We start from the raw sequence: 7,905 nt of genomic DNA on the forward strand, positions 1-7,905 counted from the left end.
GCCGCTGGGAGCCTATCTCTCTTTTGATCGCCTCTGTGATGAGGTACACCGCCTACTTGGTGGTTATGGCACTGAATACGCGATTAATTTTGAATAAGCACTTATTGGGAGGATGAAACATCAAAAAAACATCCCCTACCGTCTGGCAGAGGATGCTGAAAACCCGTTATCAAGGAGCATCGACCGGGGTAAAGGCTATCTGCTCCAGTGCTGTTGAAGCAGCGTTGGACGCTTGCTGGAGCGTCTTCTGCGATAGATGGGCATAGCGCAACGTGACCTTGGGGCAGGAGTGCCCGAGGATCTTCTGGACTTCGTAGAGCGTACGACCACTATTGACCAGCATCGAGGCATACTGGTGGCGGCAGTCATGGATGCGAAACTCCGGGAGTCCTGCTTGCTGGCGTAGGCGGTGCCATACCCACGTAATCGTCGTCAGGGGCTTGCCCGTTTGTTGACTGATGAAGAGATGCTCATGGCCGCCACATTGCTGCCAAATATCGTCCAGCAGCTTGACGGCAACATCGTTCAGGGGGATCAGCCGCGTTTTCTTGCCCTTGGCGTTAGCAGCGGGAATACGCCACTGTCGGGCCGGGATATCAATGTCGTGCCAGCGGGCCTTCAGGGCTTCTCCCAGCCGGGCTCCAGTGGATAACAGCAACAGGATCACTTGGCAAACGACGCGATTATGGTCTGTATTCAGCACATGCAGCAGGCGATTCAGCTCATCCTGCGTCAAGTAGCGCTCCTTCTTGTTGTCGGCATTGAAATGCTTAACGCCTTTTACCGGATTATGCTCGGCGACATCCCACTGAATGGCCAGGTTGAAGATATAGCTCAGCAGCATTAACTGGCGATCACAGCTGGACGGGGCCAGCCCCTTTTCCCGGAGGGCCTGGTGGAACGTCACGACCTGCCGCCGCGTAATTTGATCCAACGGGCTGTCGCCAAACACCGGCAGCAGGTAGTTTTTCAGGAAGGAGACGTCGGTTTCCCAGGAGCGTTTGCGCACCTTCACGTAGGGCAGATAACGTTCCTCCACGAAGCGGGCGAACTCGGGCGTGGCCTTGCGCTTCTTCGTCTCGGCGCGTGGATCTTCCCCCAGCATGATACGGGCCTTCAGCTGCTTCGCCTTCTTGCGGCCTTGCGGGATCGTTAACTCAGCGGTCGTGCCCAGCTTGGCATACTGCGTCTTGCCGCGTTCGTTCTTGTAGCGAAGATACAGGGTGCCCACGTGGGGATTGGTGGCCCGCAGCTCCATCAGGAAGCCGGGGAATTGGGTATCACAGTACTCGATCTTGCGCTTGCCGTCGGGGCAGCGAAGCGTTTTGATCACGGATTGACTCAAGGCTATTTTCGGCATCATTCAGCTCCTTGGTTACTTTAGGCATGACGTCTCCGGATCGGCCCTTTTTTGGACCAATCTGGGGTACTTTTGAGGGAGATAGGCCACCCGCAGGTGGCCCAGTAGGTAAGATCGTGACGTTTCAGCACATCACGGGTAAGGCGCTATGCCGAGGCGTGGAGCAGCTGAGCATGGTAGGTGAGCGTCACATAGCGCTTTTGCGTGCGTTGGCGAACAACGTGAATACCGGCCCGCTGAAGCATTTCGTAAAGGTCGCTTCCCTGCTGCAGCCGTTTTCCCAGAGAGACGGCGTTGTGCGGGAGTGCCTGGGGAGAGACATAACGGGCCACCTCTGGCGCAAGCTCGTCCAGCGCTTCCAGCAGCTGCGTGGGTGTGCCTTCCCAGTGCCCATGCCTGACTTGCAGTAGCTGATCAACCAGGTAAGCCACGGGGTCGCTTTGTAACGTCGTCGCATAGGCGTGGCGTAAATTATCGGCGTATGCCTGCTCGACGGATGAGTCGGGTTCGACGGATGAGTCACTGTTAACGACTTCGCCCGTATCCGTATCCACTACGTCGTCGGCATGGGGTTGATCAGCGCCATGGGGAGCATCATCGGTATCGTCCTGGGCATCCGGCTCGCCATCGTCTTGTGCCTGCACCCGGTCAAAGGCGGCCAGCCAGCGGCAGAAATCCACCGCCCGTTCATTGATGTGTGGCCTGGCGTCAGGCCATTCCCGCATGATATCCACGCAGAGCCGCAGCAAACTCCCCATAATGCGTGATTCGTTATCATCCAGCCATGCGGTCATCTCGGATTCCGACTGGCGCTGATCCGGCGTTAGCGGATTGAAATGCAGATAGAGCGAGCGGCTGATCAAGTCGTGTTTCACAAACGGCTGCTTGAGGCCATTGAATACCAGCGTGCTTTGCAGCTGCGTGACCACGGAATCCCGATTCGTAAACAGCTTGCGATTGACCATAGCGCTGCCGGTAGCGACCTGACAGAAGCTGTCGCTTAGGCGCGAAGAGATACGCGATATGTTGTCGAATATCGGTACGTCGCATGCCAGCGAGCTAACCGCAATATCGTCAAAGCTATCCGGCATCCGCTGCACCCCGATCGCACTGGGGTCCAGAAAGCGCTGAATAATGTGCTGGCAAAACGAGGTCTTACCGCTCCCCTGTGGCCCCAGCAGCACAAGAAACACCCGCATCAGACGAGGGTCGCGCTCATGGGTCAGGTTATAGGTGAGCCAGGCGATAAAGAGCAACGCTTCTCCTTCTTCCAGCTGCGGCATCAACCCAATGAGCTCGCTCACCGCATCATGGGTATCCATGTTCGTGGGCGTCGGTAGCGCGAGCTGCCGATCAAAAGGCACCATGACCACACGTTCATCAGGGCAAGTCGTTGTGAGCTGCACGCCTTCATCCGGCGTCAGCACCGCATATTGTCCAGCGGCATTGCCCAGATCGATGATCACACGCCCGACGTGCGGAGACCCCTGGATACGTCGCATAACGCGGGTCATTAGCGCCTTGGGCTTCAGCTTGAACGCATTGTCGTGGCACCACTGCCGCACCTTATCCGGCGTGGCGTCAATCCCCTGATCATCCAGTTGGAGAGCCAACGTCTCGCAAAAGGCCAGCTGATCCAGCGGGAAGGCGCGACCATCGGCTTGCCGGGCATACAGCTGGCGAGCCGCCTGATCGTTCACGATGGTATAGTCCTGCTCCAGCAGCTCGGGAAGCGCCGTATTGAGCTCTTCTTTTTGCGATGGACGACGCTTGGGCTTTGGCTGTACTACCGGCTTGCCATGAGATTTATGAGTCATTTTTATTACCTGCTAAAAGTGAGAGACGACATCCCCTTGAGCACGCCGAAGGGCATGCCGCCATAAAAGAGAAATAGAAAGAGCGTGGCGGTTTAGCGACGCATCGATGCCGTTAACACTTCACGGGCTCGCGAGCACCAAAACGAGGGTGACTCACCGGCAGCGTAGCTACAGGCCACCAACCAGCGCATCAGCTCAGGATGCGTCGGATGTTCCAGGGGCAGCAGCGGAAGGATGCGCAAGGCTTCCTCGGCATAGGGCTGTGTTTCCGTGAGCAAGCCAGCCAGCGGATCGATAACCCGGTCGTGAGACAGGCACTCCGGGGCATAAAACGGCGTCAGCAGGCACGCAGGACGATGCCAACCTTGCTCGGGCGTCACGCACCAGGGGCCGTCGGGAAGCAGCATGGCAACGCCATTGCCGTGATAGGAAGAAACGCCATAGGCGGGCACGGTATGCCGCTGATGGGTACGGGCCTTCTCGACCGCGCCAATGAGCCACTGGGTCTGGCACATGGCGTTCGATGTACCTAGCTGGGCTGTCAGGCAAAAGCGCAGCCAATCGGAGAGCGCATGGGCACCATCCTGGGGGTAAAAAGGCTGAGCAAATACACAGGCCCAGTTCTCGTCATAGTAACAAAGCAACGGCTGGCCGCTCTGCTCGTCCAGCCTGATTGACAGATGCGTCTGGTACGACGGGTCATTGGCGGCAATGCGAGCTTGCTTTAACGCTGAAGGCTGTTGGCGAAATGGCCTCACCAGCCAGAACAGAACTGATAACTGAACAACTTTACTTAGTGCTAACATAAAAACCTACCTTACATATTCGATGATGGATCACTTTGCAGGGCCGCGAGTCGACTTCAGTAAATACGCCTCCTCACACCACGACTTTCATGGCGTGCTTTGCTTGGCCTGCGGAAGCAAGCCTCATGGACTCGCCGCAAGAAAGCAAACTCACCTAAATACTGGAAAAAATGCAGGTGCGCGGCGACATTCAGTTTATAAAGGGTACTTTTAAACTATCTAATATTGAAATAGGCTATTAAAAATACCGCATAACAAAGGGTTATGAAAAAGCACCTATAGCTATATTCTATTGATTTTACGCTTTCTAAGGCACTACAGCACCGGTCCGACACCACTTCACCCTCGCCTGAGCCGACTTATAGTAGCGCTGGTGAACAGTCTGCCCTGGTAGGTGGTCAAGCCGCGCTGATTCAGGATGCGGGCCACGTCGCTGCCCCTCTCGATGCCTTCCTGCTCTTCCAGATGCTGTATTAGGCGCTGCATCCGCAGCTTCCAGTCACTTTGGCGCAGAGTGCGCTGCTGATTCGCCTTACCGGTGTCCTGGTGGCGAATATCGTTCAGCCGGGGGTTACCAAGCACCTTGCCGCGCTCTCGGGCCGCGTTCAGAGCCAGTCGGGTACGTTGGCTAATCATATTGGCTTCGTGCTGGGCCATTGCCGCCAACACATGGATGGTAAGCTGATCCACGTCGGGCAGATCGCACAGCGTGAAGCGGATACCACGGCGCTGCAGCCCGGTGATAAAGTGAAGGTCACGGCTGAGTCGATCCAGCTTGGCGACGAGCAATGTCGCATGAGCCAACTCGGCATAGTCGGCGGCTTGGTGGAACTGGGGGCGATTGGCGTTCTTGCCGGATTCAATTTCCTGAAACTCGGCGATGACCTCTCCCCCGTATTGGGCCAGATATTCCTGGACGGCCTGGCGCTGAGCCGTGAGACCCAATCCTGATCGGGACTGCTGCTGAGTGCTAACGCGGTAATACGCAACAAACCGCCGGGGCATGGAAACAGGCATAGTGCCTCCTTTTCGTCAGTTATTTATCGAATCAAAGGATATCTTTACGCAATCAATCAAGGCGCATAAAAAGCGCCTTTATGGTGGCTATCCCGAGAAGAAAACAATTTGCCATACGGCACCCGAAGGCACCGCATGGAAGATGGACGTTGCATTAAGTCAATGAGCTAAAGTCGTTAGGGTATGGATCAGGTTTCCCAGACGACATCCACGTCATAAACACCGTTGGCGTAATAGCTGAGAAAGTTGTTGATATAAAGATCGAAGAAGTCTCCGACTCTGGAAAGAGCAATGGGCGGTAAGTGGCGCATCTTGCATAGCTCAACGCTGAACTCGAAGTCGACCTCGGTTAGCAGAACGTGGCGACCATCCACGGGGGTATAGCTGAAGTCAGTAATATACCCCAGTCGAAAGCTATTCTTTTCCACATGGCCCAATCGTATTTCCACAGGATGATAACCACCGGCCAGTGGATCATAGTGGGGATCACGGAATACAATCGTCATGGCCAATACCTGAGCCCCTTCAGGTTCCGGCGGTGACTGGTGATACGCCGTTTGAATCTCCCTGAGTAAAAGTTCGATCAATGCCGGCGGCAACGGTAAAGCGTTATCGGTGGTTTGAATGGTGGGCGTGAAAGACATGACAGTCTCCTTGATAAACGGGACCAGCTATTAGTGGCTGATCGTGGATGGCATAAACAAAAACGGCATAGCCCCAAAGTGAGCTATGCCGAATCCTGCATTTCGCTAAACGAACGTTTAGTGTGATGAAAAATCCCGGCCGTTACGGGTCAGGAAAGCATTACCCTTCGTGAGTGCTGGCGGATGCGTTTTCGGGGCTTTCTGCTGCCTTTTCCAGGGGCGTTTCAGTCACACCTTTGGCGGTATGCTGACTCCCGGATACCGTAGTCGTGTCGGCATCTTCCACCTGAGCCAGATTGGCTTCCCGGCGCTTCTTCTGCTCGGCCAGGCGTTGCTGTTTGATGGCATCCTTGCGGGCTTTTTCCTTGGCGACGTGATCGGTGAGGTCATGGCCTTCCTTGATAGCGGTTTGCATCGCCTTCCAGATAGCTTCCCTCCGACTGGCGGGGCTCAATATCAAAGGCTGCTTGTCATCGGCCACCAGCAGCCCTTCGGCCTTGAGCGCGGCACCCAGAAAGCCATGGTTGTTGGCCCCCTTCCGCTCGAACAGGTCTCGAAAGATAATCGCCTTGAACGGCACCATCTGCTGGTCAACGATCTCGATCACCTGAGCCAGCGAAATCCATTCATTGCTGAAATAGCCGCTGGACTGGTTCACGGTAACTCGGCACCAGATCGCCTCAGCCAACGTGGCTTCCTCCTTGGCGATATCCGCTTTCAATAACGCATCGGCTTGATCACGGGTGACGCCAACTTCATAGGTCAGGTGACCTTTGCCTCGGGGACTGAGCTTGGGCGTATCGGCCTGCTTGAGAATACGGATAGCAGAAAGCGTATCGGCTTCCGTTGTGGCGGACGTATCAACCTCGACCGTACCGGACGCCTGTAGCTCAGCGGCGTTGGTCGTATCCGTCCTGGGGGATGCGGGGGCTTTTACCTTGGTCTTGGCCATGAGATAAATCCTTGCGTAGTGATGGCCCGCAGCACTGCCGGAAAGGATCTGCCAGAAAGAGCTTATTTCCGGGGCGTTGCGAGCATGGAAGAGAAAATCAAAGGTGGGATCGGTAGCGATCGTTTTATGCCTCAGCGGGCAGCTTTATGGCGCATGTCCGTGGTGATGTAGGGCTCCAGCAGGCCCAGCGTGGCGGTAATCACACCGACGTCATCCACGTAGCCGACGATGGGAATCGTGTCGGGAATAGCGTCCAACGGGCAGATCAAATAGCCCAGCGCTCCCACGACGCTGGCTTTCAATGCGACGGGTACGACGGGACTCTTGAGCAGGTAGTAGAGCAATTTGGCTCGGTAGCTCAGCTCCTTGTACGTGGTAGGCAGGTGGTAGATCTTTCGCCAGAAGCCCTTTTGCGAGAAGTGCTTGCTATAGCGCTTAGTCATGGGCCTGTCGTCCCAGCGCCTTCAAAGTCGGGCAGTGCGAATCCCTGGGGAATAGCAGGTAGGTACCGCCGCCATCGTCCTGGGTCACGGATAGCAGCAATACGTGCTGGTCGGGCGTGTTGATCAATATCTCCGGCAGGTGGATCAGCTGGAAGCGCTTGACGCGATCCATGCCGGGAATATCGTCGAAGCGATCAGCGGCGTTCAGGACATGCAGTCGAGTGCCGGTGCTGGCCCAAACGTCGTGAGCCGTATTGGGATCATCGCCGAAAGGCAGCGTCATTAAGTGATGGATAAGAAAGTCGTGCAGCGTGGGGGAAAGTACCAGCATGCTTAGCCGGCACGGGGAATCAAGCGTGGTCATATCAACTCCTTCAACGGGTGGTCAAAGGAATAATATGTGCTTGTGAAGCGGGGTTAAGACGGCGGGGATGCCATGCGCGGGGGAGGTAATACGGCAGGCATGGGAAGATCACTGCCGGAACATAGGAACGCAGAAAAACGGCCCTACTGATGCAAAAAAGCCATGCCCCACTCAAGGGACATGGCTCGTTATAGATCGCTTAAAGAGGGTCAATCAGTCGTTGAACACGGCTTCCAGGCTATCCGCTGTCAAAATGTTTTCTATCCATTTTTTGAGCTGATCATTACTGGCGGCGGAAATACGCTGCTCGGCCCAGTCTGGCACGCCATTAAACTTCAAGGTGATCAGGCTGCGCAGGCTAATCGCCATGCCGCGCGTTTCGCCTTCGGCTTGCTCTCGCTTGGCCCAGCTTTCCAGATTGTCTGCCAACATATCTCGATCCTCCATCAAACTTCTCAGCTCATCCACATTGACCCTGGCACCCAGCCATTTCAAATGGCGC

The 7,905-nt window shown here is 55.7% G+C and carries 8 protein-coding genes and 1 pseudogene; all 9 read right to left on the bottom strand.

The genetic code is table 11. From position 1 onward, the window contains the following. Positions 1–169: 169 nt before the first annotated feature. Complete coding sequence (locus ABD654_RS01930; protein WP_344701735.1) at positions 170–1,363, bottom strand: tyrosine-type recombinase/integrase; 1,194 nt, start codon at positions 1,361–1,363, stop codon at positions 170–172. A 143-nt stretch (positions 1,364–1,506) separates the two neighbouring features. Continuing rightward, positions 1,507–3,177, bottom strand: a complete 1,671-nt coding sequence (locus tag ABD654_RS01935; protein WP_344701737.1) for a hypothetical protein — start codon at positions 3,175–3,177, stop codon at positions 1,507–1,509. Positions 3,178–3,269: 92 nt separating this feature from the next. Then, positions 3,270–3,983, bottom strand: coding sequence for a hypothetical protein (locus ABD654_RS01940; protein WP_344701739.1), 714 nt, complete (start codon positions 3,981–3,983; stop codon positions 3,270–3,272). Between the two features lie 339 nt (positions 3,984–4,322). Next, positions 4,323–5,000, bottom strand: coding sequence for a recombinase family protein (locus tag ABD654_RS01945; RefSeq protein ID WP_344701741.1), 678 nt, complete (start codon positions 4,998–5,000; stop codon positions 4,323–4,325). A gap of 188 nt (positions 5,001–5,188) precedes the next feature. Continuing rightward, complete coding sequence (locus tag ABD654_RS01950; RefSeq protein WP_344701743.1) at positions 5,189–5,644, bottom strand: DUF2787 family protein; 456 nt, start codon at positions 5,642–5,644, stop codon at positions 5,189–5,191. Positions 5,645–5,804: 160 nt separating this feature from the next. After that, positions 5,805–6,596, bottom strand: a complete 792-nt coding sequence (locus ABD654_RS01955; RefSeq protein ID WP_344701745.1) for a lysozyme family protein — start codon at positions 6,594–6,596, stop codon at positions 5,805–5,807. A gap of 131 nt (positions 6,597–6,727) precedes the next feature. Then, positions 6,728–7,039, bottom strand: a complete 312-nt coding sequence (locus ABD654_RS01960; RefSeq protein WP_344701747.1) for a YkvA family protein — start codon at positions 7,037–7,039, stop codon at positions 6,728–6,730. Next, positions 7,032–7,403 carry a hypothetical protein gene (locus ABD654_RS01965; RefSeq protein WP_344701749.1) on the bottom strand — a complete coding sequence of 124 codons (372 nt, stop codon included), beginning with the start codon at positions 7,401–7,403 and terminating at the stop codon, positions 7,032–7,034. The genes ABD654_RS01960 and ABD654_RS01965 overlap by 8 nt, the downstream gene beginning before the upstream one ends. Positions 7,404–7,616: 213 nt before the next feature. Next, a pseudogene (locus tag ABD654_RS01970) lies at positions 7,617–7,905 on the bottom strand (Rpn family recombination-promoting nuclease/putative transposase); the annotation flags it as partial.

Source organism: Halomonas cibimaris (assembly GCF_039537045.1).
Classification (GTDB): Bacteria; Pseudomonadota; Gammaproteobacteria; order Pseudomonadales; family Halomonadaceae; genus Vreelandella; species Vreelandella cibimaris.